At 64.1% G+C, this 24,082-nt stretch carries 22 protein-coding genes and 1 tRNA gene; 19 read left to right on the forward strand and 4 right to left on the reverse strand.

Features of this window, described 5'->3' with window-relative positions:
• The first annotated feature begins 272 nt into the window (after window positions 1–272).
• The 6 genes from ACSVIE_RS19550 to ACSVIE_RS19575 are packed head-to-tail and all read left to right on the forward strand — an operon-like array spanning window position 273 to window position 8,038.
• Complete coding sequence (locus ACSVIE_RS19550) at window positions 273–1,682, forward strand: FAD-binding oxidoreductase (protein WP_442424921.1); 1,410 nt, start codon at window positions 273–275, stop codon at window positions 1,680–1,682.
• A 40-nt stretch (window positions 1,683–1,722) separates the two neighbouring features.
• Window positions 1,723–3,375, forward strand: a complete 1,653-nt coding sequence (locus ACSVIE_RS19555; protein WP_442424922.1) for an ABC transporter substrate-binding protein — start codon at window positions 1,723–1,725, stop codon at window positions 3,373–3,375.
• The gene (locus ACSVIE_RS19560) at window positions 3,372–4,325 is read left to right on the forward strand and encodes an ABC transporter permease (RefSeq protein ID WP_442424923.1); all 954 of its coding nucleotides are present in this window, start codon (window positions 3,372–3,374) and stop codon (window positions 4,323–4,325) included. The genes ACSVIE_RS19555 and ACSVIE_RS19560 overlap by 4 nt, the downstream gene beginning before the upstream one ends.
• Window positions 4,322–5,176, forward strand: coding sequence for an ABC transporter permease (locus ACSVIE_RS19565; protein WP_442424924.1), 855 nt, complete (start codon window positions 4,322–4,324; stop codon window positions 5,174–5,176). The genes ACSVIE_RS19560 and ACSVIE_RS19565 overlap by 4 nt, the downstream gene beginning before the upstream one ends.
• 1 nt (window position 5,177) lies before the next feature.
• A complete protein-coding gene (locus ACSVIE_RS19570) occupies window positions 5,178–6,842 on the forward strand; it encodes an ABC transporter ATP-binding protein (protein ID WP_442424925.1) in 1,665 nt (554 codons plus the stop codon).
• Window positions 6,839–8,038 (forward strand): aminotransferase-like domain-containing protein, encoded by a 1,200-nt coding sequence (locus ACSVIE_RS19575; protein ID WP_442424926.1) that lies wholly within the window; start codon window positions 6,839–6,841, stop codon window positions 8,036–8,038. The genes ACSVIE_RS19570 and ACSVIE_RS19575 overlap by 4 nt, the downstream gene beginning before the upstream one ends.
• Before the next feature lie 127 nt (window positions 8,039–8,165).
• Here ACSVIE_RS19575 and ACSVIE_RS19580 read toward each other — a convergent pair.
• Window positions 8,166–8,248, reverse strand: a tRNA-Leu gene (locus ACSVIE_RS19580).
• Window positions 8,249–8,632: 384 nt separating this feature from the next.
• Here ACSVIE_RS19580 and ACSVIE_RS19585 point away from each other — a divergent pair.
• From ACSVIE_RS19585 to pknB, 7 genes are read left to right on the forward strand one after another with little or no spacing between them, the layout of a single operon-like run.
• Window positions 8,633–9,382 carry an FhaA domain-containing protein gene (locus ACSVIE_RS19585; protein ID WP_426005040.1) on the forward strand — a complete coding sequence of 250 codons (750 nt, stop codon included), beginning with the start codon at window positions 8,633–8,635 and terminating at the stop codon, window positions 9,380–9,382.
• 5 nt (window positions 9,383–9,387) lie between these two features.
• On the forward strand, window positions 9,388–9,867 hold the full coding sequence (locus ACSVIE_RS19590; RefSeq protein WP_426007632.1) for an FHA domain-containing protein FhaB/FipA: 480 nt from the start codon (window positions 9,388–9,390) through the stop codon (window positions 9,865–9,867).
• A gap of 3 nt (window positions 9,868–9,870) precedes the next feature.
• Window positions 9,871–11,661: a protein phosphatase 2C domain-containing protein gene (locus ACSVIE_RS19595; protein WP_442424927.1), complete on the forward strand. Its 1,791-nt coding sequence runs from the start codon at window positions 9,871–9,873 to the stop codon at window positions 11,659–11,661.
• Window positions 11,658–13,088 (forward strand): FtsW/RodA/SpoVE family cell cycle protein, encoded by a 1,431-nt coding sequence (locus tag ACSVIE_RS19600; protein WP_442424928.1) that lies wholly within the window; start codon window positions 11,658–11,660, stop codon window positions 13,086–13,088. Before ACSVIE_RS19595 ends, ACSVIE_RS19600 begins: the two co-directional genes overlap by 4 nt.
• Window positions 13,085–14,542: a penicillin-binding transpeptidase domain-containing protein gene (locus ACSVIE_RS19605; RefSeq protein ID WP_442424929.1), complete on the forward strand. Its 1,458-nt coding sequence runs from the start codon at window positions 13,085–13,087 to the stop codon at window positions 14,540–14,542. Before ACSVIE_RS19600 ends, ACSVIE_RS19605 begins: the two co-directional genes overlap by 4 nt.
• Window positions 14,539–16,362 (forward strand): protein kinase domain-containing protein, encoded by a 1,824-nt coding sequence (locus tag ACSVIE_RS19610; RefSeq protein ID WP_442424930.1) that lies wholly within the window; start codon window positions 14,539–14,541, stop codon window positions 16,360–16,362. Before ACSVIE_RS19605 ends, ACSVIE_RS19610 begins: the two co-directional genes overlap by 4 nt.
• Before the next feature lie 10 nt (window positions 16,363–16,372).
• Window positions 16,373–18,349: a Stk1 family PASTA domain-containing Ser/Thr kinase gene (gene pknB / locus ACSVIE_RS19615; RefSeq protein WP_442424931.1), complete on the forward strand. Its 1,977-nt coding sequence runs from the start codon at window positions 16,373–16,375 to the stop codon at window positions 18,347–18,349.
• A gap of 16 nt (window positions 18,350–18,365) precedes the next feature.
• Here pknB and ACSVIE_RS19620 read toward each other — a convergent pair whose 3' ends face one another.
• Genes ACSVIE_RS19620 through ACSVIE_RS19630 form a run of 3 tightly spaced genes read right to left on the reverse strand, consistent with a single transcriptional unit; the run spans window position 18,366 to window position 19,984 of the window.
• Window positions 18,366–19,007, reverse strand: a complete 642-nt coding sequence (locus tag ACSVIE_RS19620) for an aminodeoxychorismate/anthranilate synthase component II (protein WP_426005031.1) — start codon at window positions 19,005–19,007, stop codon at window positions 18,366–18,368.
• A complete protein-coding gene (locus ACSVIE_RS19625; RefSeq protein ID WP_442424942.1) occupies window positions 19,004–19,150 on the reverse strand; it encodes a hypothetical protein in 147 nt (48 codons plus the stop codon). The genes ACSVIE_RS19620 and ACSVIE_RS19625 overlap by 4 nt, the downstream gene beginning before the upstream one ends.
• A gap of 27 nt (window positions 19,151–19,177) precedes the next feature.
• Window positions 19,178–19,984 (reverse strand): class E sortase, encoded by an 807-nt coding sequence (locus ACSVIE_RS19630; RefSeq protein WP_426005029.1) that lies wholly within the window; start codon window positions 19,982–19,984, stop codon window positions 19,178–19,180.
• Window positions 19,985–20,157: 173 nt separating this feature from the next.
• Between ACSVIE_RS19630 and ACSVIE_RS19635 the strand changes: the two genes are divergently transcribed.
• The 6 genes from ACSVIE_RS19635 (at window position 20,158) to ACSVIE_RS19660 (ending at window position 23,560) form a co-directional block, all read left to right on the forward strand.
• Window positions 20,158–20,412 carry a cell division protein CrgA gene (locus tag ACSVIE_RS19635; RefSeq protein ID WP_426005028.1) on the forward strand — a complete coding sequence of 85 codons (255 nt, stop codon included), beginning with the start codon at window positions 20,158–20,160 and terminating at the stop codon, window positions 20,410–20,412.
• Window positions 20,413–20,455: 43 nt separating this feature from the next.
• Window positions 20,456–20,965, forward strand: a complete 510-nt coding sequence (locus ACSVIE_RS19640; RefSeq protein ID WP_442424932.1) for a methylated-DNA--[protein]-cysteine S-methyltransferase — start codon at window positions 20,456–20,458, stop codon at window positions 20,963–20,965.
• Window positions 20,965–21,516 (forward strand): RNA polymerase sigma factor, encoded by a 552-nt coding sequence (locus ACSVIE_RS19645; protein ID WP_442424933.1) that lies wholly within the window; start codon window positions 20,965–20,967, stop codon window positions 21,514–21,516. The genes ACSVIE_RS19640 and ACSVIE_RS19645 overlap by 1 nt, the downstream gene beginning before the upstream one ends.
• A 77-nt stretch (window positions 21,517–21,593) precedes the next feature.
• Entirely contained in the window at window positions 21,594–22,184 is a 591-nt protein-coding gene (locus ACSVIE_RS19650; protein WP_442424941.1) for a methylated-DNA--[protein]-cysteine S-methyltransferase, read from the forward strand.
• Entirely contained in the window at window positions 22,181–22,891 is a 711-nt protein-coding gene (locus ACSVIE_RS19655) for an alpha-ketoglutarate-dependent dioxygenase AlkB family protein (protein ID WP_442424934.1), read from the forward strand. Before ACSVIE_RS19650 ends, ACSVIE_RS19655 begins: the two co-directional genes overlap by 4 nt.
• 51 nt (window positions 22,892–22,942) lie before the next feature.
• The gene (locus tag ACSVIE_RS19660; RefSeq protein WP_442424935.1) at window positions 22,943–23,560 is read left to right on the forward strand and encodes a DNA-3-methyladenine glycosylase I; all 618 of its coding nucleotides are present in this window, start codon (window positions 22,943–22,945) and stop codon (window positions 23,558–23,560) included.
• Window positions 23,561–24,082 lie beyond the last annotated feature (522 nt).

Below are 24,082 nucleotides of genomic sequence, written 5' to 3' on the forward strand. Positions count from 1 at the left end.
CGGCGGGAGGGCGTCACATGACGAATTACTCCGCCCCCCGCCGACATATTTCGTCGTGCAATGACGCCATTTAACGAAATGGGAATCACCGCGTCGCTCCGTTGAGAACTATTGATCGACATTTCCCTTAACTGGCGCACGGATTCCGAGGACCGATAATTTTTTATGACTGACTCCCAGTCATTTCGCGGCCGGGATATCCATCAAAAAGAATCCGGGCTGCACGCTGCGCCATTCCGTCATGTGTGCGCCCCGGGAGGAGAGATCCCGGCATGACAACCCAGCAGATCACGGAAGCACCGGCCATACAGGCATACCTCCGGAAGCTCACTGAGCTGTCCCCGGAGATCGCTGTCCTCGAACCGGGCGCTGAAACTACCCGGTACAGCCACGACGCAGCCACCGCCAAGGCTGCCAATGCAGCGCAAACGCAAGGTCCCGCCGTCGTGCTTCCAGCATCGGCGGCCGAAGTCCGGCAAGCCGTGAAGCTTGCCGGGGACCTCGGTGTCACCGTGGTTCCGCGGGGTGCCGGCACAGGCCTTTCGGGCGGTGCTGCGGCTACCGGGAACCAGGTGGTTATTTCCACGGAAAAACTCAGCCGCATCATCGAAGTTTCTCCCTTGGACGAAGTGGCAGTCGTAGAGCCCGGCGTCATCAATGCTGATCTGAACAAACACCTCGAGCCCTTCGGCCTTTTCTATGCCCCGGATCCCGCGAGTTTCGACATTTCCTCCATCGGCGGCAATATCGCCACCAACGCGGGCGGGCTGCGCTGCGCCAAGTACGGGGTGACGCGCGAATCGATCCTGTCCCTCGACGTCGTACTCGCCGACGGCAGCCTCATCACGGTCGGCCACCGCTCCATCAAGGGCGTCACCGGTCTTGATCTGACGTCGTTGTTTGTCGGTTCCGAAGGCATCCTGGGTATCGTCACCCAAGCCACGGTGCGCCTCCGTCCCATCCCGGTAGCCCGCAAGACCGTCAGCGCCTTCTTCGACAGCACCGCTGAAGGCACCGGCGGCCTGGCAGCCATCACCCGCTCGCCCGTGCGCCCTGCGGCCATTGAATTCTTTGACACGCCCAGCCTGGCAAACATCGACGCCCACTCCGGCACAGCCCTCCGCAGCCGGGGCGCCGCCTTGATCCTGATCGAGCTCGACGGCTACGGCATCGGCGACCAGGCCGCGGACCTCGCCACCGCCCTCAGTGCGGTGGGTGGCCGGGTCACCGTGGAAGCGGACGACGACGGCGTGCGGCTTTGGGAGCTGCGCCGCAGCGGCCGCGGACTCCCGCAGGACAAGTGGTACATCGGTGAGGACATCGCGGTACCCAAGTCGCGCCTGGCCGAGGTTTACGCCGCATTTCCGGCTTTGGAAGCCCGGTTTGGCGTCACCATCTCGGCCGTCTCACACGCCGGCGACGGCAACCTCCACCCCCTGATCACCCTGGACAAAACGCCCGACGACGGTCCCACCCCGCCTGCCCCGTTGCAGGAAGCTGCCACTGAACTGGTGAAGGTTGCCCTGTCCCTGGGCGGCACCGTCACCGGTGAGCACGGCGTGGGAACCATCAAGAAGGAATGGGCTGCCTTGGAACTCTCCGAGCGCAGCCGTGCATTGCAGCACGCCATCAAAGCAGCCGTGGACCCCGCCCACCTGCTTAACCCCGGCAAAGCCATCTAGGCCCGGCAACGCAATCCCAACAGCATCAAGGAGACCCCTCATGAACATCATTGGCACCCCCGAATTCCGCAGGCGCGCGTTCCTCGCAGGCCTCGGCGCCCTGTCCACCTCGGCATTGGTCACCGCTTGCGGCGGGCCTACCGCCAGCACCGGCTCTACCGGAGGAAGCCCGGTAGAGGGCGGAAACATCACCTTCCTGATCCAGGGCTACGACACCGGCTGGGTTCCCAGCAAGACCGCGATCTCAAGCTACGAGGGCAACCTTTGGGGCCAAATCACCGACAAGCTGGTGTACGTCAACGAGAAGGGCGAGCTCAGCCCGTGGGTTGCCGAGAAGTGGGAAGAGCTCAACGGTGCCAAGGACTTCGTCCTGCACTTGAAGGAGGGCGTGACCTTCTCCGACGGAAGCCCGCTGGACGCGGCCGCCGTGGTGGCCAACCTCAATGCCTGGGCCAAGGGCGATGCAGAGCGCGGTATCAGCAAGGTTGGACTGTTCCCCTCCACCAACTTCGTCTCTGCGGAGGCCGTGGATCCCAGGACGGTCAAGGTTGCTTTCTCCTCGCCGGCCCTGGGCTTCATCGCCACCCTGGCGTACCACGGCTGCATCCTGCTTTCTCCGAGGACCTTGGCATTGCCGGTTGAAGCGCAAGCAGATCTCAGCCAGGAAATTGGCAGCGGTCCCTTTGTGGTCAAGTCCTGGAAGCAGGGCGACAGTTACGTCCTGGAGAAGCGCAAGGACTACAACTGGGGCCCGGCGGCACTCGGACACACGGGTCCGGCCCGCTTGGACACCATCACGTACAAGGTCATCAAGGACACCTCGGTCCGTACATCCACCGTGGTGTCCGGCCAGGCGGACGTGGCCTTCAACGTGGAACCCCAGGAAATCGAGTCCCTGAAGGCCCAGGGTTTTACCGTTGGCACACCCCGCTACCTTGGCTTCGTCGACGGCTTCCAAGTCAACACCGCGGCATTCCCCACCAACGAGCTCGCCGTCCGCCAAGCCATCCAGCACGGCATCGACCGTGAAGAAATCCGCAAGACCGTCTACACCGACGACTGGAACGCTGCCACCACCTTCATCCAGGGCAACGTCCCCGAAGCGGGCGAGTTCAGCGACTCCTTCGCGTTCGATCCCGGGAAGGCCAACAAGGTGCTGGACGACGCCGGCTGGGTCAAGGGCTCCGATGGCTACCGCACCAAGGACGGCAAGACCCTCGAGTTCACCCTGACACCGAACCCCTACGTCCCCTCCACCAAGGCCGAGGACGAGCTCATCGCCCAACAGCTGAAGAAGGTCGGCATCAAGGTCAACCTCAAGGTGGTCGATGTTGCCGGCTACGCAGCTGTCCAGGCCAGCAAGCCGCCGCTGTTCCAGACCTCCCGCAGCTTCGTCGACGTCGGAACGGTCGCCGGTGTCCTGACCAGCCAGAACAAGGGCGAGGACTGGTTCAGCGTCGGAACCAGCGACCAAAAGCTGAACGACCTCTCGACGGCGATCGCCACCGCCTCGGACCGCGCTTCCCGTGAAAAGGTTGCCGACGAACTGCAGAAGTACGTGCTGGAGCAGGGCTATTTCGTTCCCCTTAACCAGCTGGTCCAGCGCCTCTACCTCATCAGCCCCAAGGTCCAGGACGTCCACTACAACGGCCTTGCCTACGCCAACTTCTACACCGCCTGGATAGCAAAGTGACCTCCGGGTACAAGCGTTTCGCTGTGGTCAGGGCGGGACAGGCGGCAATCGTCATCCTGCTCGCTTACGTAGTGACGTTCCTGGTGATCAGCGTGCTCCCGGGCGACGCCATCACCAACACGCTGCGTGACCCGCAGCGCGGCCTCAGTGAAGAAGACATCCAAAGGATTGTGTCGTACTACGGCCTGGACGAACCTGTGATCGTCCAGCTGTTGCTCTCCCTTGGCCGCTTCCTCACCGGTGAGCTGGGCTTCTCCCTGCAGTCCAACCTGCCCGTAGCACAGCTGGTGGGTGACGCGCTGCCGTCAACGCTGACGCTGGCTTCCACGGCACTCGTCATCGCCGTTGTCTTCGCGGTGGGGATCGCCTACGGTGCGCAGTACCTCCCAAGCCGGGCAGCCGCCGTCGTGCGTTCCATCCCATCGCTGTTCCTGTCGGTGCCCAACTTCGTGATCGGCCTGGTGCTGATCGAGCTGTTCGCGTTCCGGCTGCATACCTTCACTACTACCGACCCCAACAGCGCCGTGGCGACGTTGTTCGCTGCCATCACGTTGGCTATTCCGGTGTCCGCACCCTTGGCCGAAGTGCTGATCGCCAGCCTGGATCATGAATCCCGGCAGGAATACGCGCTGGTGGCACGGTCACGGGGGCTGACTGAGGCGAGGCTGTTCGCGAAGCACCTGGTGAAGCCTTCAGCCCTGCCGTCGGTGGCCATGATCGCCCTCATCGTTGGCGAGCTGCTGGGTGGATCGGTCATCACCGAGACCATCTTCGGACGCGACGGAATCGGCACGGTCGTCCAGAGCGCCGTGACGGGTGAGGACCAGCCCGTCCTGCAGGCCGTGGTCTCCCTCTCCGCAGTGGTGTTCGTCGGCGTGAACCTCCTGGCCGACCTCGCCTCGCCGCTGCTCGACCCCCGCGTCAAACTCCAGGAAAAGGTGGGCGCATGACTGCCATCCTCAGCAACCCCGAACTCGCCGGACCGGTGGCTCCACCCAAGCGGCTCTTCGCGGGCCTGCCGCCCGTCACAGTGCTCCTGTCTTTCACCGTGGTGCTCATCGTGATCCTCTGGTCGCTCGCTCCCGGGCTTTTCACGCACTACAGCCCGGTTACCGGCGATACCGCCAGCAAACTGGCCGCGCCCAGCGCCGCACACTGGTTCGGAACCGACTACCTCGGCCGCGACCAATACGCCCGGGTGGTCTACGGAACGGCATCCTCGGTCACAAGCGCCCTGGTGGCCGTACTCATCGGCCTGGTGGCAGGCAGCATCATCGGCCTTGCCAGCGGGTTCCGCGGCGGCTGGCTGGATGCTGTGCTGGGCCGGTTCGTCGATGTCCTGCTGGCCATCCCGGGATTCCTCCTGGCCGTGGTGATCGTCAGCTCCCTGGGTTTCCAGACCATCAACGCTGCCATCGCTACCGGAGTGTCCGCCGTCGCCGTCTTCGCCCGGCTGATGCGCGCGGAAGTGATCCGCGTCCGCAGCGCCAGCTATGTGGAAGCGTCCTACCTGGAAGGCGGCAACCGCCGCCACGCCCTGCTTGGACACATCCTGCCCAACGCCTACCGCTCGGTGCTGGTGCTGGCAGTGCTCCAGTTCGGCACGTCCATCCTCGTCATCGCCTCGCTGGCGTTCCTCGGCTACGGCGACCCGCCACCGTCCTCCGATTGGGGACTGCTGGTGGCCTCCGGCAAGACCTACGTCACGGCTCCATGGCTCGTGTACGCGCCGGCACTGGTCATCGTCATCACCGTGTTGTCCGTGAACCGCATCAGCCGCTGGCTGCGAAAGGCGAAGTGACATGAGCTCCCTTTTAACAGTGCAAGGTTTGTCGATCGCGTACGGCCGTACCGCCGTCGTTCATGACGTGTCGTTCTCCCTCGCCAAGGGTGAGAGCCTCGCGCTCATCGGTGAGTCGGGTTCCGGCAAGTCGACCATCGCCAAGGCCGTCCTCCGGCTGCTTCCGCACGACTCAACCGCCACAGGTGCAGTGGAGCTGAACGGCAGGGACGTCCTGGCCCTCCCGGAGAGGCAGTTCCGCCCGCTCCGGGGAAGGGAGCTTGGGTTTATCCCGCAGGATCCCGCCTCCGCCTTGAATCCCGTGCGGACCATCGGCGCGCAGGCTCAGGAGGCCGCCGCGCTGCTGGGCGAAACCGATCCGCAAAAGCGGCGACGGAAAATCCTGGACGTCCTGGAGCAGGTGGGGCTCCCGGATCCTGCCCGGGTTTACGACTCCTATCCGCATCAGCTCTCGGGCGGAATGCTGCAGCGCGTACTGATTGCACTGACGGTGCTGCCACGTCCATCCCTGATCGTGGCCGATGAGCCCACGTCGGCGCTTGATGTCACGGTGCAGAAGCTGATCCTGGACATGCTGACCGAGCTTCGCAGCGAGTTGGACATCAGTCTGCTCCTCATCACCCACGACCTCGCCATCGCGGCCGAGCGCACCGACTCCCTGGTGGTGCTGAAGGACGGTTCGGTCCAGGAAAGCGGGGCGTCCCGGGACATCTTTGCGTGGCCAAGGACCGAGTACGCCCGGAACCTCCAGGCCGACGTTCCCGCGCTGCACCCGGACAGGTACCGGAACCAGCGCTCCACCCGTGAAGGAACGTACGACGGCGGCTTCCGGACTGCGGCGGACAGCACGCCGTCGGCGGGCGAACGGCAGATTGACGTCCGGGCCGTGACCAAGCGCTTCACTGCGGGCGGCAAGGAAGTGGTGGCCCTTGATGGTGTTTCCTTCTCCGTGGAACGGGGACGCACGCACGCGCTGGTGGGCGAATCGGGTTCCGGAAAGACCACCGCTGTCCGGCTGCTGTTGGGGCTGGAACAACCGGATGGCGGAGATATCACGGTAGCCGGCCAGTCGACATCGGGCAGGTCGCGGTCGGAAGTCCGCGGGATCCGGCGCCATCTCCAGCTCGTCTACCAGAACCCGTTCACGTCCCTGGACCCCAGCTGGCGGGTGGGCCGGATCATCCGGGAGCCCCTGGACCAATTCGGCGTCGGCACCAAAGCCGAACGGGCACAGCGTGTCCGGGAAGCATTGGACGCAGTAGGCCTGCCGGAGTCCGTCGCATCCCGCACGCCCGCACACCTGTCGGGTGGCCAGCGGCAGCGCGTGGCCATTGCCCGCGCGCTCGTGGTGCGTCCCGACGTCGTGGTCTTGGACGAACCGACGTCCGCCCTCGACGTGAGCGTCCAAGCCGGAATCCTGGAACTGCTCTCCAAACTGCAACGGGAACTGGGCCTGACGTACCTGTTCGTCTCCCACGACCTCGCACTGGTGCGCCAGGTGGCAGACACCGTCTCCGTGCTGCGCCGTGGCCATGTTGTGGAGGACGGCCCTGTGGAGGACATCTTCCTGCGGCCGCAACATCCCTACACCCAGGCGCTCCTGGACGCCATTCCCTTGGCAACGCCTGTATCCGAAACCAAACAACCAGCGAAGGCAACCGCATGACCGTGAACCTGACAAGCACCCGCCGGCCTGCACTGATCGAGGCCTTCACCGCACCGAAGGGATTCGGTGACGCCACCCTGCGTGACAAGCGGGCTGACGCGATTGAACTCCTCGGCGGCATACCGGACCCCGGCGTCCTGCCGACCCAGGAACTCGCCCAAGCCACGGCCCGGGTTTTGGCCAGGCCGGGCGTACCCGCGCTCCAGTATTCGCGCACTGAAGGCATCTCTCCGCTGCGCGAGTGGATCGCCGAACGCGAGGGAGTCTCCGTTGACCGGATCCTGATCACCAACGGCGGCTTCCATGGACTGTCGCTGGCCATTCAGGCTGTAGTTGAGCGCGGCGACCTGGTGGCCGTGGACAACCCGATCTTCCCGTTGTTCCTCCGCGGCCTGCAGCTCTCCGATGCCCAGACACTGCCCGTGTTCGTTGGCCCGCGTGGCCTGGACGTTGACCATCTCAGCGACCTGTTGCGTTCGGGAGCCCGTCCGTCCGCGCTCTATACAGTGCCGGACTTCCACAACCCCTCGCAGGGCACGCTTCCGGGCGAGGCGCGTGCGGAGCTGGTGCGGCTGGCGGAGCACTACGGATTCGTCATCCTGGCGGACAACCCCTACCGTGAACTGCGTTTTTCCGGCGAACAGGAAAGTGTGGAGGAGTTCAACACCTCGGACCACGTGCTGCACATTAATACGTTCACCAAAACACTGGGGCCGGGCCTGCGGCTTGGCTGGACTGTGGCACCGGAGCACCTGGCCCGTGATCTGGTGGCGCTCCGCAGCCGCCAGGACTCGCACAGTTCCACTTTGGTGCAGGCGATCATCGGCGAACTGGTCACGTCCGATCCCGGAGTCTTCGATAGAACGCTGGAGAGCGCACGCGCGCTGTACCGCAGCCGTGCGGAGACTCTGGTAGAAGCGCTGCACAGGGAAGCCCCGGGAGCTTTCGAGACTGTCCTTCCGGAGGGTGGCCTGTTCCTGTGGCCGCGGCTGGCCGATGACTCTGTGGACGCGGATCAGTTGGCCGCCGATGCCACTGCCGAAGGCGTGGAGTACCAGCGCGGCTCGTTCTTCCCCTCAGGACCAGGAACGGACGCCGACCGCCACCTCCGCCTTGCCTATGGAGATGTATCCGGGGACAAGCTGGAAGAGGCCGCTGCCCGCCTGGGACGGGCCCTGAAGCGCCAATCCCTCTAACCCCTCACCCAACTGGGTCGCATTTGTGCGCGTTTTGGGCCCTCTAAACGCGCACAAATGCGACCTAGTTGGGGGCGAGGGGAAACAAAAGAGCCCCGATCCGTAGATCGGGGCTCTTTTCATTGCGTGCGCGAGGGGGGATTTGAACCCCCACACCCTTTCGGATACTGGCACCTGAAGCCAGCGCGTCTGCCGTTCCGCCACTCGCGCGCAACTTCTTTTTCAGGCGATCCACCGGAAACCGGCTTCGCTTCCTTCAAAAGCAGCGAGATCAAGCATAACGGACACCCCGGGCAAAACACCAATCGAGCAAAACAGGGCATCATGGCAAGGTCTTTGAAGGAAGCTTCACAGACGAAACTTCGCCTGAACAGCGCGGAAATTTCACCCCGCAGGAAGGCCGTATGGACGGGGCGCGAGCGAACTTTTCCGGGTCGCAAGGCGTTGTGGATTAAGGCCATTCCCAGTCACGCCCAGTAGTATCGGGAAGTGGAAGGGCCGTTCGGCGCTCATTTCGCTGTGTGCGCAGAAGGGTGAACGGACGGACTATCGGACAGGCACTGACCGTGCCGCGGCAAGGAAAGGAGAAGGACCATGGGTTTGCTGGATAAAGTCGAGCGCGGCATCGAAAAAGCTGTCCGCAACGTCTTCTCCACAGGGTCGCGGGCACGGGTCGAGCCGGTGGAGATCGCGAGCAACCTGCGCCGGGAACTGGACAACAAGTCCATCACCATCGCGGCCGGGCGTACCTTGGCTCCCAATGTCTTCGACGTCCTGCTCAGTGACGAAGACTTTGCCCGGGCCCAGGAATGGGGAACCCCGCTGGCCGAGGAACTGTGCGACGTCGTGATCCAGCACGTCCGCAGCCAGGGCTACACCCTCCAGGGGCCGGTCCGGATCTCCTTCCGCCGCAACGAAGAAGAGCGCGCCGGGCATTTCGAGATCACCTCGCGGACGGAGAAAACCTCCGACGGCGGCGCTCCCGCCCCCCAGGCGCCGCGGCCGAACGTTCCGGCAGCCCCCTCCAGGCAGCCCACCCGCCTCCAGCCCGTGCTGGACATCGGCGGACAGCGATACTCGCTCAATGCCCAGTCGATCGTGCTGGGCCGCTCTTCAGAAGCCGACATCCTGGTCGATGACACCGGAGTGTCCCGCAAGCACCTTGAAGTCCGCACCCAGAACGGCACCACCTGGGCTGTGGACCTGGGTTCCACCAACGGCAGCTATGTCAACGGGCATAAAGTCGACGGCAGCGTGGAACTCACTGACGGCTCAACCATCACGATGGGACGTACCAAGATCATTTTCCGCCTCCTCCCCCAGAACCCGGGTGGCCACGCGTGAACGACATCAGCGAACTGACCATTACCGCTCTTCGCTTCGGCTTCCTCCTCCTGCTGTGGATCCTCATTTTCAGCATCGTTTCCACCATGCGGCGGGACTTCCAGATCGGCCGCAAGGCTGCCACGGGTGCGCCCACGGCGCGTGAAGTGCGCAAGCACCCGGAACTCGCTGCATCGCCGCCGCCTGCCATCCAGCATGCCCGCAACCTGGTGGTGACCGAAGGGCCGCTCAAGGGCACCACGGTACCGCTTGCTGCGAGCCCGATCCTGCTGGGCCGGGCCCAGGAGGCCACCCTGGTCCTCGAGGATGATTACGCTTCCGGACGCCACGCCCGGCTGTTCCCGCAGGGCAGCCGCTGGTTCATTGAGGACCTCGGCTCCACCAACGGCACCTACCTCGCCGATCAGCAGCTCACCCGGGCGCTTCCGGTCGAGCTTGGCGTCCCCGTGAGGATCGGCAAGACGGTCATCGAATTGAGGCCGTAGTCCATGGCTGCACCCCAGACCACCGAAGGCAAGGAGAAGCCGGCGGAGCGCCCCCTCATCATGCGCTACGCCGCGCGTTCCGACGTCGGCAGGATCCGCTCCAAGAATGACGACTCCGCATACGTGGGCCGCCACCTTGCCGTGGTTGCCGATGGCATGGGCGGTCACGCAGGCGGCGATGTCGCCTCCGCTTCCACGGTGCTGGACATGATCCATCTGGATCACGACGACTATCCGGACGGAGCTGACACCGTCCTGGCGGACGAGATCCAGACCGCCAATTCGCTGCTTTCCGAGCTGGTGCACCAGAATCCCAAGCTGTCGGGCATGGGAACCACAGTCACTGCCCTGCTCCTTGAGGGCCGCAAGCTCCATTTCGCCCACATCGGCGATTCCCGCGCCTACCGACTGCGGAACAAGACGTTTGAGCAGGTCAGCATCGACCACACGTTCGTCCAACGCCTGATTGACGAGGGCCGGCTGCGTCCGGAGGAAGCCGAGACACACCCCCACAAGAATGTGCTGATGCGCGTTCTGGGTGACGTGGACGCCAGCCCGGAGCTGGACCTGGACATCCTGGATGTCGAACCCGGCGAACGTTGGCTCCTGTGCTCGGATGGACTGAACTACGTGGCCGGCCATGTGGTGGAGCGTACGGTCCGTGAAACCAAGGACCTGCGTGAATGCGTTGAGACCCTGGTGGACCTCACGCTGGAGGCCGGCGCGCCGGACAACGTCACCGTGGTCATGCTGGAAATCGCCGAGGAAACCGACGACGACGTCACTACCGCCGCCGTCGACGTCGTACCGCCCGCAGCGCTTGCCGCGGCGGACGGACCTGCGGCCTCCAAGGATGCGGCCAAGGGCAAAAAGGTAACGGAAGGCCCCTCCGCCACCAAGTCCGCCGAGGAAACCCCGGCTGCTTCCACTGCTGCTTCCCGGGAAAAGTCCGGCGAAGAAACCCCTGAAGACGCCAAGCCCCACGACGCCACCGAGGCCAAGGACGCCGCAGAGGAAGCAGAGCCCCCTGCAACCACTGACCCCAACCTCGGCGAGCACCTTTCCGCGGAGGTTCTCCGCGAAGAACTCGCCAGCAGGCCGCACGAACTCGTCGGCGCCGCTGCGACTGCTGCCGAGACGGGCTCCATCCCCACCGTGGCCGGGCGAACAGTGGCCCGCCGCGCGGCGACCGTCCTGACGCACAAAGCCGAACAGGACAGGCTAGACCTCGAAGAGCCACCGCGCCGCCGCGTGCGCTGGCTTATGCCCGCCGTCGCAGCCTTTGTGGTCCTTGGAGTGGTGGTCGGGTTGTGGCTCGGCTACGCCTGGACACAAACCCGCTATTACGTGGGCGAGTTCGACCAGCGGGTGGCCATCTTCAACGGCATCTCGCAGCGGCTGGGTCCCATCCAGCTGTCGCGCCTGGAATCGGTGACCGAACTGCGTGTCGACTCCCTTCCGGAGTACGGCCAGCAAAGCGTCCGGCAGACGGTCCCGGCAGGAGACCTGGACGACGCCCAAAGGATCGTGGAGAACCTCAAGAACTTCGGCAGCACGTCCGGCGCCTGCCCCACGACGAGCGGCACCCCCACGGCACCGGCTGCATCACCCGGCGCGGGAAGCCCCGCAACCGCGGGAGCCAGCCCAAGCCCGGGAGCACCGGCTACGGGCACCCCCACGCCGAGCCCGGCACCTGCCACCAGCGTGGCAGTTCCCAGTACAGCTGCGATCGCCAGTTCACCTGGAGAGCCAACGCCCTCCCCCGTCCCGACTCCCTGTGAGGTGGCACCGTGATTCAAACAGATACCGCCACCAAGCCACGCCGCAATGTAGAGCTCGTCCTGATCGTGCTCGCTTTGGCCGTGGGAATCGGCGCGAGCGCCCTGGTGAGCATCAACTCGGACAGCGGCCTGGACCGGGACTTCTGGTTCCAGTCGAGCCTGCTTGCCGTGGCCGCCTTCGCCTTCCACGTCGTACTCCGGCTCCGCGCCAAGTATGCCGATCCGGTAATTCTTCCCATTGTGGTGGCGCTCAACGGACTCGGCCTGGCCCTCATCCACCGCATGGATGGGCCGGCGGACGATACCGGCAACAACCAGCTGCGGTGGACCCTCATCGCCATGGCTGTGTCCATCGCAGTCATCTGGTTCCTCAAGGACCACCGGATCCTGCGCCGTTTCACCTACATTTCGCTTGCAGCCAGCGCCTTCCTGCTGATCCTTCCCTTGGTGCCCGGCATATCCGCCGGTGAAATCCTGGGTGCCCGGGTGTGGATCAGGGTGGGCCCCATGACGTTCCAACCCGGTGAAATCTCCAAGATCACCCTCGCCATATTCTTCGCCGGGTATCTTTCGTCCAACAGGGACCTGATCCTCCTTGCCGGCCGGAAGATCGGGCCCATGCAGTTCCCGCGGTTCAAGGACCTTGGCCCCATGATCACGGCCTGGCTGGTCAGCATCGGCGTCCTGGTGTTCCAGCGCGACCTCGGTTCGTCCATCCTGTTCTTCGGCCTCTTCATCGTGATGATCTATGTGGCCACGAGCCGTATCTCCTGGGTGGTCATCGGCCTGACCCTGATCCTGGGCGGCGGATTCATTGCCTCTCGGATCTTCTCGCATGTGGCCTTCCGCATCGACAGCTGGATCAATGCCTTCACCCCGGAGGTCTTCGGCAGGTCTCCCGGCGGCAGTGGCCAGATCGTGCAGGGCCTGTTCGGCATGGCCGACGGCGGCCTGGTGGGTACCGGCCTTGGCCAGGGCCGGCCGGATCTGGTTCCCTTTGCCAACAGCGACATGATCGTTGCGCTCATCGGCGAAGAGTTGGGCCTTATCGGGCTTTTCGCCGTCGTGATGCTCTACCTGCTGCTCTTCACCCGCGGTTTCCGTGCCGCGCTGGGTACGCGGGATGCTTTCGGCAAGCTGCTGGCGTGCGGCCTGTCCTTCGCGATCGCCCTGCAGTGCTTCGTGGTCATCGGTGGCGTAACGCGCCTCATTCCGCTGACCGGCCTCACCACGCCGTTCCTAGCCGCCGGAGGGTCCTCCCTGCTGGCCAACTGGATCATTGTCGGATTGCTCCTGATGATTTCCAACACGGCCCGGGGTCCTGTGGACACTACACCCATGGTGAACAAACCCCCGGCCACCAGCAGCAACCCGGCTGCCCGCAAGCCGGCCAATCCCCCCACATCAGGCGCACTTACCGAGGCGGTGAAGCAACAATGAACCAGGCCATCAGAAGTTCGTGGATGGCAGCCGTGGCCATGTTTGCTTTGATCTTCGGCGCCATCAGCTACGTCCAGGTCATTGGCGCGGACGACCTCAACGCCAATCCGTGGAACCAGCGCGCCATCCTGGCATCGTTCTGCAACGACCGTGGATCCATCATTGTCGGGGGCAAACCGGTCGCGGAGTCCGTGACCGGCACCGAATCCTGCGCGTTCCAGCGCAAGTACACGCAGCCGGAGCTGTACGCAGGCGTCACCGGGTACTTCTCCCGTGGCTTCGGATCCACGGGCCTTGAGCAATCCATGAGCGATACTCTGGCGGGAAATTCCGACCAGTTGTTCCTGGACCGTGTGAGCCAGATGTTCCTGGGCAACGAGCCCAAGGGCGCATCGGTGGAGCTGACGCTGGACCCCGAGGTCCAAAAGCTTGCCTACGACCTCATTCCGGACGGCCAGCGCGGCTCCATCGTGGTCACCAACCCCAAGACCGGCGCCATCTTGGCCATGGTCTCCAAGCCTTCCTATGATCCCAACCTGATCGCAACGCACGACACCGCCGCGGCAGAGGCCAATTACGCCGAGCTCAACCAGGTGCCGGGCATCAACCTGAACCAGAACGTCAGCGGCCCCACGGGCAACCTGCTGTCCCCGGGCTCGGTCTTCAAGCTGATCGACACCGCCGCGGCATTGAACTCCGGCAAGTACAACAAGGACAGCGAGCTTCCCAACCCCAGCAGCCTGCCCTTGCCCGGCTCGAGCGCAAGCCTGCCCAACTATGCGGGCGGCAACTGCAACGTGCGGGAGACGGCGTCGTTCTCCTTCGCGCTGGAGCAGTCCTGCAATACGCCGTTTGCCAGCATCGCCCTGGACCTCGGACAGGATGCGATCCGCGAGCAGGCCGAGAAGTTCGGTTTCGGCCAGAACTTCGGCGACCAGCTGAAACTGCAGATGGCCCCCAGCATCTTCCCGACCGACCTGGACCAGGCCCAGCTCGCCCAGTCCTCCGTGGGCCAGCGCGACGTCAAGGCGACGCCGCTGCAGATCAACATGATGACTGCCGCGATCGCCAACAACGGCGTCCAGATGAAGCCGTACCTGGTCAAGACCGTACGGGCTCCCGATCTGCGCGTCATCACCGAGACCAGGTCCGAACGGCTCCGCACCAGCACCACCGAGCCGATCGCCAACCAGATCACCGAGTGGATGACCAGCGCTGTAGACAACGGCATCGCCAATGGAGCTTCCGTTTCCGGGGTCAAGGTGGCCGGCAAGACCGGTACCGCTGAACTGGGCGATTCAGGTTTGAACAACTCATGGTTCACCGGGTTTGCCCCGGCGAACGATCCGCAAGTGGCCGTCACCATCGTCATGGAGGGTGTGGACGTGGTCACCGGTTCCAAGCTAACCAGTCCGAACGCAAAGAAGATTTTTGAGGCGGTGTTGAATAAGTGAGGCCTACTTCGGGAATCACACTCGGCGGCAGGTTCCAGTTGACCAGTCGCATTGCGATTGGCGGCATGGGTGAAGTCTGGAAGGCCAAGGACCAGATCCTGGGCCGGATTGTTGCCATCAAGGTGCTCAAGGAGGAATACACCGGTGACCCGGGCTTCCTGCAGCGGTTCCGCGCCGAGGCCCGCCACACCGCCCTGCTCAACCACGTGGGCATTGCCAACGTCTTCGATTACGGCGAGGAAGCCGGTTCCGCATACCTGGTGATGGAGCTCGTTCCGGGACACCCGCTGAGCGCCATTCTTGAAAAGGAACAGGTGCTGTCCCCGGACATGACCCTGTCCATCATTTCCCAGACGGCACGGGCTTTGGCCGTGGCCCACGCGCAGGGGCTGGTTCACCGCGACATCAAGCCGGGCAACCTGCTGATCACGCCGGACAACCGCGTCAAGGTCACCGACTTCGGCATCGCCCGCCTTGCCGACCAGGTGCCGCTGACCCAGACCGGCCAGGTCATGGGCACTGCGCAGTACCTTGCCCCTGAGCAGGCGACAGGCCAAACAGCTACGGGCTCTTCGGACATCTACTCCCTGGGCGTCATTGGCTACGAGTGCCTCACCGGGCACCGACCGTTCTCGGGTGAGTCACAGATCGCCATCGCCTTGGCACAGGTCAACGATGCTCCGCCGCCGCTTCCGGAGACGCTGCCTACGCCCGTGCGCGCTCTGTTGATGTCCATGCTGGCCAAGGATCCCAAGAACCGCCCGGCCAACGCCATCAAGCTGGCCGAGGCCGCCGAGGCCATCCGCAACGGTGACATCGCCACGGCACACGCGGCCGTTCCCGGCATGCTCCTGTTCGAAGGCGCCACAGGACCCATCACTGCCCCTACCGGCGTAGTCACGTCACCCATCGCCAAAGAGCAGACCACGACGGCGACCTCCGCACTTCCGGTGGTTGGTGCCGGTGCGGCAGGGGCTGCTGTTGGGGCCGCCGCTGCAGCTTCGGCGGACAACCCCCTGGCGCGTGCGAATGCGCTGGAGGCTGAGCGCCAGCTGAATGATGACGCCACCAAATACGAGGAAACCACCTACGACGACCCCGAGCCCGAGCGCAAGAAGCGCAGCCCGTGGACGTGGCCGCTGGTGGCCCTCATTCTCCTGGTCCTGTTTGCCTTGGTCGGCTTCCTGATTTCACAGTCAGGTTTCTTCTCACCAAGCCCTGGTCCAAGCGAAACAACGTCGTCCAGCCCCAGCCGGACGTCGAGCCCCGCGTCCTCGTCGGCCGCACCCACGCCTACGCAGACCTCGCAGGCGCCCTCACCTTCGCCAACGCAGAGTACTCCCCAGAAGATCAACGTCATTCCGGAGCAGTACCTGGGACAGCCCTTCGAGACCGTCAGTGCCGAACTCCGGGGCCTCGGTTTCGGTGTAGATGGCCGGGAAGAGTTCAGTGACACGGCTGCTGTTGGCCTGGTGACCGGCCTGAACCCCACCGGTCCGCTCGATCCGGGCACCACCATCACGGTCACGTACTCCAAGGGCCCGGAGAAACCGGCCACAGTCACCGTTCCGACGATCGGCGTCGGGGCCACGGAGGACCAGGTCCGGGCGGCGATCGAAGGTGCCGGCCTGAAATGGATTCCGGGTGATCCCGTCAATGGTGCAGTCGGCCAGCAGCCGGGCACGTTCGTCCGCTCTTCGCCGGCCGCCGGGACCGAGGTTCCTGAGGGCTCCAACGTCACCTACTACCTCTCCAGGTCAGTAGTGCCCACCAGCCCGTCTACGTCCAGCGGCAGCCCCACCAGCCGTCCGGGCAACTAAGCAGCCCGCCATGTCAACACCCAGGCCTGGTTCCCCACATCGTGAGGGGCCCGCACACCGCGAAGGTCCCGCGCACAGGGAGGAGAACCCTTCTGTGTCTTCACAGCGCATCCTCAATGGCCGCTACGGACTCGGCGACCTGATCGGTCGTGGCGGAATGGCCGATGTCTACCGCGGCACGGACACGCTGCTGGGCCGGACCATCGCGGTCAAGGTCCTGCGTGCAGACCTCGCCCGCGATCCCCAGTTCCAGGCCCGCTTCAAACGCGAGGCCCAGGCTGTTGCTGCCCTGAACCACGCCTCGATCGTGGCTATTTTCGATACCGGCGAGTTCTCCGTGGACGGCGGCCCCGCCGAGGATGTGCGCGTTCCGTACATCGTGATGGAGTTTGTGGCAGGCCGGACGCTGCGGGACATGATCAAGGCCAAGGAACTGGGCGTGGAGGATTCCATCCGCTACACGCTGGGTGTCCTCTCCGCGCTGGAATACAGCCATCGGGCCGGCATCGTCCACCGCGACATCAAGCCGGCCAACGTCATGGTGTGCGAGGACAGCGGTGACGTCAAAGTCATGGACTTCGGCATTGCCCGTGCCATGGCCGACTCCGCAGCAACCATGACCCAGACCCAGGCCGTGGTGGGCACGGCCCAGTATCTTTCACCGGAGCAGGCCCGCGGTGAGACCGTGGATAACCGCAGCGACCTCTACTCGGCGGGCTGCCTGCTCTACGAACTCCTGACCAGCCGTCCGCCGTTTGTTGGGGACAGCCCGGTGTCCGTGGCGTACCAGCATGTCCGTGAGATGCCGGAACCCGCCAGCACGCACAACCCGGATGTCACCGAAGCCCTGGATTCCGTCCTCGCCAAGGCCCTCCAGAAGAACCGTGAGGACCGTTTCCAGGATGCAGCTGCTTTCCGCCGCGCTCTCCGGGCGGCAAGCAATGGAATTGCCGTACCCGTCGTACCGTCGGGTGAAGCAGCCACGGATCCTCAGGACCACGTAGCTGCGGAGGATCCGCCGACCCAGCTGCTCAGCGCCACTGCCGTGGGTTTCCTCGACGTTGACCCCGTGGACGACGACAAAACCACTGATGTGTACAACGATGCCCAGTACGCGGCCGGACGCTTCAACCCGCCTGCTGACGAGGCCCTTCCGCTGGGCCTCCCACCGGAACGCGAGAGGACCGCACGGCAGAAGTCCCGCCGTCGTGCCTGGACTGCCACCCTGGTGATTTTCACTGTCCTGGTGTTGGCAGGCGCTGGTTTCTGGATCTACAACGTGGTGAACACGCAGCCACCCGCCCCCGCCAAGGTTGCCGTTCCCACGGTCGCCAACATGACCGAATCCGAAGCCCTCCAGGAGCTGTACTCGGCCAAGCTGGTCCCGAAAACCTCACGGGTTTCCAGTGAATCGGTCGCCAAGGACATGGCCATAGGCACGTCCCCGACCGCTGGCGCCATGCTGGAGGAGAATTCGGAGATCATCCTCAACATCTCCAGCGGACCGACCTCCCTCACCATTCCCGCAGACATCGTGGGCCGGACCGAGCCCGATGCCAGGGACTACCTGAAGAGGCTCGGCTTCACCGGTGTCATGGAAACCGTGCGTACCCACAGCCCCACCGTGCTGATGGGCCAGATCGTCGGGACGTCCCCGGCTCCCGGCGGAGCGATTGCGCCGGATGCCAAGATCCTGCTGCAACTTTCGTCGGGCAAGGTCCTGATGCCGCAGCTGATCGGTATGACCCAGCAGGAGGCCGAGGCGCGCCTGAAGGAAAACGGCCTGGTCATGAACGTCGTGGAGCAGGAAAACTCGCAGGTGGCCGCCGGAAAGGTAACCGCCCAAAGCGATCCTGCGGACACGGAAGTCGATCAGGGCAAGACCATCACGGTTACTGTCGCCAAGGCCCCTGCCCCGGACCCCACGCCGACGCCGAAGCCAACGGAGACGTCGAGCTCCAAGCCCACGCCCACCAAGAAGGACTGAACCGGCCCCCTGAACGCTAGTGCTGGATCAGAGGGCTGAGCTTCGCGGCACGCTCTGCGGCGCCGTGCATCCCGAGCGACTCGAGCCAGTTGCCCAGCATCTGGTAGCCGCCTTCGGTCAGCACGGATTCAGGGTGGAACTGCACTCCGCAGAGCGGTGCGGTCTTGTGCTGCAAGCCCATGACCACACCATTGGTGGTTTCGGCGGTGATTTCCAAGACGTCCGGGATGGAGTCGCGCACGGCGGCCAGTGAGTGGTAGCGCGTAGCTGTCACCGGGGACGGCAGTCCGTAGAAAACGCTCTTGCCTTCGTGGCTGACCGGAGAAGTCTTGCCGTGCATCAGCTCCGGCGCGTGGGTCACCACGCCACCGTAAGCTTCCGCGAGGGCCTGATGGCCCAGGCAGACCCCGAACATGGGCTTGCTGGCTTCACCACACCATTTGATGAGGTCGATGCACACGCCGGCTTCAGCGGGCGTTCCGGGGCCGGGGGAGACCAGGACGCCGTCACGGGCCGCGGCGAGTTCCTTGGCTTCGGCCAGGGTGACGTCGTCGTTGCGGACCACGGTTGTTTCGGCGCCCAGCTCCTGGAGGTAGCCCACCAGGGTGTAGACGAAGCTGTCGTAGTTATCCACGACCAGGATTTTTGTAGTGCTCATGGCTGCTGTACTGCACCAATCGTTGAGTCGGTCAAGGTGGTGAACTGGGAGAACCAGGGGAAGAGGAACTGAACCATCAGGACCAGGGCCACGGCCACCAGCACCACTGATGTCAGTATCCGCACCCACAAGGGGCCCGGCAAATTGCGAAAGATCCAGGCGTACATCCGTTACCCCTTTCCTTGGGCTTGGGCTACTTGGGCGGCTATTTCCGACGGCGGTCCCGCTGAGGAAGGTTGCCAGCTGTCCAGCACGGAATAGGCGATGATTCTTTCCTGCGCGCCAAAGCGGGGATTGCAGCTGGTCATGGTCAGGATGCTCTCCTCGGGCGCGGCCCCTGGCTGCGTGGGGACGGGCAGGAGAACATCAGCACGGTTGGGCAGCACGATCTGGTTGTTCCGGAAAACGTAGGTGTAATAGCCGTCGGGTGTCTGGACGTAGATCCTGTCGCCCGGGACCAGGGTGTGGATGCTGTCCAGGACTGCGCCGTGGGTCTGGCGGTGTCCTGCTACCGCGAAGTTGCCTTTGGCCCCTGGCATGGAGGTGCCTGCGTAGTGGCCGATTCCGAGGGTGTCCAGGACATCTGCTCCGGTTCCCTCAATGATGGGCCGGGTGTACGTGGCGCCGAAGCGCGGGATGTACATGATGCCGATCGTTTGTCCGTTGGAGGGAGCGGTGCCCACTACGGGTGGTCCGTAGTCCGTGCCCGGGACAGCCGGTTCAACCGGGCCTGTCAGCTCCTGGGCGAAGCTCTTGATCGCCTCTGACTGCTTGGCATCGGCTTCCACATTGGTCCACCACAATTCCCAGCCCACAAACAGCAGCAGGACGATCCCCCCGGTAATCAGGAGCTCGCCGAATATCTGGCTGATTTTGCGGAGGACATCGGAGACACGGAGGCGCGTGGTCGGCTGCCGGCGCCTCTGCCCGGGGGCAGGCGGACGGCTGGCATCGGCCGTCGTCTGCTGGTGCGCCACGGGGGGTCTCCTTGATCGGTGCGGGCGGCACAGGATGACCCGGAGTTGCGGCTAGACTTGACAGCTAGTAACAACCCGGAACGCCGCGTGGCCGTTGACCGCTGGAATTTTCCTTCCTGCAGGATACCAAGGCCGGCGCATCGGGGGTCCACACCGCCAGCCAAGGAGGCTCCGTGCCCGAGTCCAAGCCCCGCAAGCGGCCTGCCCGTCAGGCCGAGCAGACTTCCGCAGCGCAGCAGTACAAGCCGAACCCCGTGTGGTACAAGGCCGTCATGTTCGGACTGATGATCCTGGGGCTGCTGTGGATCATCACGTTCTACATCACCGAGGGCCGCTTTCCCGTCCAGGACTGGGGTTCCTGGAACATCGTGGCCGGCTTCGGCATCGCGATCGTCGGGTTCCTCATGACCACGCGCTGGCGCTCCTAGGAACCGCACCTCACATTAAGGTGCCCGTGAGCGTCTACAGGGTATGACCACCAGGCACACCACCATGGATTCCCCGTTGGGGCAGTTGACGCTGACTGCCCACGGGGACTTCCTCACGGGCGTCTTCTACGAAGGCCACTGGCACCTGCCCCCACCGGACTACTTTGGTGCTGCAGCACCCGCCGATGACCCCGTTTTCGCGCAAACTGCGGCAGAGCTCAAGGAGTATCTTGAAGGCCGCCGCACCGCGTTCGACATTGGATTCAAGACAGCGGGCAATGCCTTCCAGCAAAGGGTGTGGGAGCGGCTCCACCTCATCCCGTTCGGCGAAACCATTACCTATGGGGAACTTGCCGCGGAGTTGGGCGACCCCCACCTGGCCCAGGCAGTGGGTTCAGCAGTGGGCCGCAATCCGGTCAGCATCATCGTTCCATGCCACCGCGTGGTGGGCAGAAACGGGCAGCTGACCGGTTACGCCGGGGGCCTGCGGAACAAGCGTTTCCTCCTGGACCTCGAAGAACCGGCTGCCGCCAAAGAGGGCAAACTCTTCTGATGGCACGCGCGCCGGGGCACCCCAAGCTGCCGTTTGAAGTGATCGTCCAGGAACACGGGGCGTCCGTACTCAGGGTTTGCCGCGCCGTGGTGGGTGCCCAGGAGGCCGACGACGCCTGGTCGGACACTTTCCTCTCTGCCCTGCAGGCGTATTCCAAGCTCCCCCCGGACGCCAACATCGAGGCGTGGCTCGTCACCATCGCGCACCGCAAGTGCGTGGACATCCTCCGGGCCCGTTCCAGGCGGGCTGCGCCCGTCGACCAGCCGCCGGAGCGGCCTTCCGTGCTGGGCATCCCGGGCGGGGGCTACGCGGAACTGCTCGACGCCGTGGGGCAGCTGCCGCCCAAGCAGCGGCAGGCGATTGCCTACCACTTCCTGGCCGGAGTTCCCTACAAGGACATTGCGCTGCTGCTGGGTGGAACACCGGAAGCAGCAAGACGTGCAGCGTCCGACGGCATCAAAGCCCTCCGTGGAACCCTGCAGCGTCCCTTATACACACCGCATGAGCCTGCACCCCCCACCTCCCTCACCGCGAAAGGAGCGCCACGATGACCCTGCCATCATCTTCTCCGGAGTCCCTCCACCAGGACGGAACAGCCGTGGAACACACAGACAGCGCCGGGGCGGCCATGCTGCTCGAACCACTGGACCATCGACTGGAGCCGGCACTTGCCGGGCTTCATGAGCGGCTTGCCCAGGCAGCGCTTGAGACCGGCGACCTAAAGATCGCCTATACCGTGGTCGCCTCCCCGGTGGGCAACCTGTTGGTGGCGGCAACGCAACAGGGAATAGTCCGCGTAGCCTTCGAGAACGAAGATCACCAGGCGGTGCTGGAGAAATTGGCCGCAACAGTCAGCCCCAACATCCTTCACGTACCGTCGCAGCTTGCGGAACCTGCCCGGCAGTTGACCGAGTACTTCCGCGGAACACGCAGGACCTTTGATCTTCCGCTGGACTTCCGGTTGTCGCGGGGCTTCCGTTTGAACGTCCTCCACCACCTTCCGGAGATTGCCTATGGCCGGACCGAGAGCTACGCGGAAGTGGCTCGTGCAGCAGGGAGCCCGAATGCCGTCCGCGCGGTGGGGACAGCCTGTGCCACCAACCCGATCCCCGTCATCGTCCCGTGCCACAGGGTGGTCAGGACGGACGGCAGCTACGGTGGCTACCTCGGGGGAACCGAGGCCAAACGGACCCTCCTCGCGTTGGAGGCGGCCGCATGAGTGAAGACGCGTTGTTCCCACGGGAGCTGGTGGCACCTGCCGATGTCTCACCCTCCGGACCCCGGGAGATAGCTCCCGGGGCAGTCCATGTGCCTGGGTGGCTGACCTTGGAACAACAACAGTGGATTGTGGCCCGCTTCGAGGAGTGGAGCCAGGGACCAGTACCTTTGCGTGCCGCAACCCTGCCAGGAGGCCGCCGGATGTCCGTGCGGACAGTGTGCCTGGGCTGGCATTGGCAGCCGTACCGCTACACGCGGGAAGCAACCGACGTCAATGGCCTGCCCGTCCTGGACTTCCCGGACTGGATGGTGCGGCTGGGAAGGAAGGCGCTGGAAGCCGCGTCTTCCGGGGCAGACCCCTCCCTGTCAGGACTGTCAGCAAAATACACGCCTGATGCCGCGCTGGTGAACTTCTACTCCGACGGCGCAGCCATGGGCATGCACCAGGACAAGGACGAACTGTCTGATGCCCCCGTAGTGTCCTTGAGCATCGGAGACGAGTGTGTTTTCCGCTTTGGGAATACGCTGACCCGGACCAAGCCTTACACCGACGTGCACCTTCGCTCCGGTGATCTTTTCGTCTTCGGTGGACCGTCCCGGTTCGCCTACCACGGGATTCCCAAGGTCCTTCCCGGAACAGCACCGGACGGATGCGGTCTTTCCGGGGGACGGATCAACATCACCATGAGAGTGACCGGCCTGTCCTGAAAGCGTCATCAGAAAATGTCAGGGCCGCGGTGCACAATATCCGCAGGAGCAATGGAGGAGAACTGCGTGACCCCTGGAGAAAACGGCATCATCGTCGGTCCTGACGGCCTGGCGCGTCCACTGTGGGCAGCCGCTGACCCCTTGATGCAGTCGTACTACGACCACGAGTGGGGCATGCCGGTCCGGGACGAGCAGGGGATGTACGAGCGCATCAGTTTGGAGGCATTCCAGGCTGGACTGTCCTGGGCCACCATCCTCCGCAAACGCGATGCTTTCAGGAAAGCTTTCCTGGACTTCCACCCTGAGAGTGTGGCCGCCTTCAACCAGGCCGACGTTGAACGCCTCATGCTGGACGCCGGGATCGTCCGCAACCGCTTGAAGATCAACGCTGCCATCACCAATGCCAAAGCCACCATTGCCCTGCGCGAAGAGGGCGGCCTGGTGGATTTCGTGTGGTCCTTCCAGCCCGCTTCAACTCCCGTCCCCCGGACCGTGGCTGACATTCCCACCACGTCACCGGAATCCATTGCCTTGTCCAAGGCGCTGCGCAAGAAGGGGTTTGCTTTCGTGGGACCCACCACCATGTTTGCCCTCATGGAGGCAGTGGGGATCGTGGATACCCACTTGCTGGACAGCCACAGGCGCGGTTCATCCGGAGTGTGGGCCTGAAGCCCTCGGCAGCACAACGCCGCGTGCATGGAGGCCCGGCCCTGTCCACAAAAGTGCGTAACTTTATCCACAGGTGGGGATAAAGTTTGTGGACATCCACGCATCTCAGCACATCTCCCGCGTCCTGACGGTGTCCGGCCACCAAAAGTACCCTGCTGAGAGTTTTACCCAGTGTGCACATCGCTGTGGATAGTGGCCGTGACTTCACGGAAAGTTCACGGTCACAGCATTGCCGGCGTCACCCACTCTGGTTCCTCCCCGCAGAGGATGATCCGCCGCTCCGCCCGGAGCGCCAAAGCGTCTCCGTGAGACTTACCCACTTAACAACATGCCAGTACCCACAAGTTATCCACAGGTGGGGAAAACCTGTGGCATTTCACCGGACAGAGCCCGCCGTTGTTGGGATCCGGGGTCATCGTCACGCCTGAATTACAGTCCTGTAAGTTATTAACAGTGTTGATAAACCTGTTGAAACCCGGGCTGAGCGTGCGGAATTAACAGTGTTTTCCACAGATGGTGGTC

The organism is Paenarthrobacter sp. NCHU4564 (assembly GCF_052156435.1).
GTDB lineage: Bacteria > Actinomycetota > Actinomycetes > Actinomycetales > Micrococcaceae > Arthrobacter.